We start from the raw sequence: 2513 nt of genomic DNA on the forward strand, positions 1-2513 counted from the left end.
AGCCGATCTCGCCCAAGGCGATGTCGAACGGCCCCAGCGGCGTGCTCAACACGCCCTCATAGACCTTGTCGTAGCGGAACTTGAAGAACACGTTGAACGTCGCGTCGAACACCGCGCCGTTCATGGCCGAGGCCACCAACAGCGCGGGCGCCACGAACGTCACGTAGCTCACGGTGACGCCGCCCGGCCCGGTCACCTCGGGGACGAGCTGCCCGAAACCCACTCGGAACGCGAGGAGGTAGAACAGCGGTTCGAACAGACCCGAGACGAACACCAACCACGCGCGGGAGTACACCAGCGCCGACCGTTCGATCAAAGCGCTCGCCCTGCCGACGTAGAGGGCGGGTGGCAACACCCGCAGCAGCAGGCCGCGTCTGCGCGACGCGAGCTCGGGCCCCCGTCCGGCCCGCTCCATCGTCTCGTCGGTGACCACCATCGCTTACCTCACCAACCGTCGGTCGTAGCAGCGCCGTGCCAGCAGAACCCCCACCGTGAACAGCACCAGCAACACGGCCGCGTGGCCGAGCGCAGCCAGCGGATCGAGTCCTCCGAGAGTGACCCCACGAGCCAGTTCGTTGCCGTGCCACAGGGGTGAGATCCAGGCGAGCCACCGTAAGGCCAACGGGATCTGCTCGACGGGGAAGAACGTTCCGGCGAACAACACCATGGGGATGACCACGAACCGGAACAGCGAGTTGATCCGCGTGCCCTCGCTGCGCAACGGGGTGGAGGCGGCGAAGGCCGTCACCGGGGCGGCGCAGGCGAGTCCGGTGACCACACCGACCACGGCGACCAACACCACACCGGCGTTGACCCACGCACCGAAGAACGCGGCGATCACCGCGTACACGCCGGCGGCCAGCATCAGTCGCAGACCCACCCAGATGAGGTGGCCACCGAGCACCTGCCCAGGGGTGATGGGCGTCGAGGTGACCGCGAAATACGCCTTGTTCCACCGGAAACCGGACAGCACGGGGTAGGTGGACTCGCCGACCGCGAACTGCATCGAGCCGGCCACCAGCAACGCGGGCGCGACGTACTGGACGTAGGTGTCGGTCCCCAGGACACCTGGGTCCACTTGCGACCCGAAACCGAGTCCCATGGCCAACAGGAACAACAGTGGTTGCAATCCTGAAGAGTACAGATTGGACGTCCAGTATCGGCGGTACCACGTCCACTGCCGTTCGACCCACAACCAAGCGGACCGCCACCAACCCAACACCCGGACCTCCCCGTGAACCGGGACACGGGCGTGCCGCGGATTCTCCGTCGTGGTCATTCGGTCAGGCTCCTGCCGGTCAGGCGTAGGAACACGTCCTCCAGGGTGCTGCGCCGCACCAGACTGGAGAACAGTTGCACGCCGTGTGCGCGCACTTGTTCCAGCGCGGACTCTCCCGAATCGGTGTAGACCAGAAGACGGTCGGGCAGGATCTCGATGCGTTTGCCGACGTCCGACACAGCGGCTACCGCCCGCTCCCGTTCGGCTGTGGGCAACCGCAGCTCCAGTACCTCCCGAGTCGAGTAACGCGCGATCAGATCGGCCGGTGATCCCTCGGCGACGATGCGACCGCCGTCGATGACGACCAGCCGATCGCACAACTGCTCGGCCTCATCCATGTAATGGGTCGTGAGCAGCAGCGTGACGCCTTGCGACTTCAGTTGGAACAGCTTGTCCCACAGCACGTGGCGGGCCTGTGGGTCGAGACCGGTGGTGGGCTCGTCGAGCAACAGCAGCTCCGGGTCGTTGACCATCGCCCGGGCGATGGTCAACCGGCGTTTCATACCGCCGGACAGCGACTCCACCTCCGCCTCGGCCCGGTCGGCCAGCTGCGCGAACTCGAGCAACTCCTCCGCCTTCGCGCGCACGGTGGCGCGCGACAATCCGAAGTAACGCCCGTATACCTGGATGTTCTGCCGCACCGTCAGCTCGACGTCGAGGATGTCCTCCTGCGGCACCACACCCAACCGCGCCCGAATCCGGGGACCGTCCCGTTCGGGGTCCATGCCGAGCACCGACAGGTACCCGTCGGACCGCGGCGAGGTGGATGCGATCATGCGCATGGTCGAGGACTTGCCCGCACCGTTCGGCCCGAGGAAGCCGAACACCTCTCCCCGGCGGACCTGGAGATCGATCCCCCGCACCGCCTCGAACTCGCCGAAGCGCTTGACCAGCGCCTTGGCCTCCACCAGCACGTCGTCGTCAGCCACGACACAGACATTGCCAGACGTCACCGACAGGATTAAACCGGTTTTCCCGCCACCGTGTCCCGGACCCGGTCAGGAAGGTTCCTGTTCGGTGGGACCCCCGAACATGCCGAAGGCGCCCGGACGGTGCGGGACCGCCCGGGCGCCTTCAGCCGGTCACCTTCAGGATGTGACCGTCACAGGTCGGGGAACCACAGCTTCAGCTCACGCTCGGCCGATTCGGGCGAGTCGGAGCCGTGCACGAGGTTGTACTGCGTCTCCAGGGCGAAGTCGCCGCGGATGGTGCCCGGCGTGGCCTTCTCCACGGG

At 66.7% G+C, this 2513-nt stretch carries 3 protein-coding genes and 1 pseudogene; all 4 read right to left on the reverse strand.

The window, feature by feature from the left end; genetic code table 11:
• Positions 1–415 (reverse strand): annotated as a pseudogene (locus M7H19_RS16885) (ABC transporter); the annotation flags it as partial.
• A 24-nt stretch (positions 416–439) separates the two neighbouring features.
• Entirely contained in the window at positions 440–1279 is an 840-nt protein-coding gene (locus M7H19_RS16890; RefSeq protein ID WP_298182588.1) for an ABC transporter permease, read from the reverse strand.
• The gene (locus M7H19_RS16895; protein ID WP_282769967.1) at positions 1276–2208 is read right to left on the reverse strand and encodes an ABC transporter ATP-binding protein; all 933 of its coding nucleotides are present in this window, start codon (positions 2206–2208) and stop codon (positions 1276–1278) included. The genes M7H19_RS16890 and M7H19_RS16895 overlap by 4 nt, the downstream gene beginning before the upstream one ends.
• Positions 2209–2381: 173 nt before the next feature.
• Positions 2382–2513 (reverse strand): nucleoside-diphosphate kinase (locus M7H19_RS16900; protein WP_298182595.1); only part of this gene is annotated, 132 nt, incomplete at its 5' end.

The organism is Saccharomonospora sp., assembly GCF_027317685.1.
Taxonomy (GTDB): domain Bacteria; phylum Actinomycetota; class Actinomycetes; order Mycobacteriales; family Pseudonocardiaceae; genus Saccharomonospora.

Bases quoted from the DNA above. Each gene is read 5' to 3' on its own strand.
- M7H19_RS16890 (WP_298182588.1), bottom strand. From the start codon at position 1,279: ATGACCACGACGGAGAATCCGCGGCACGCCCGTGTCCCGGTTCACGGG.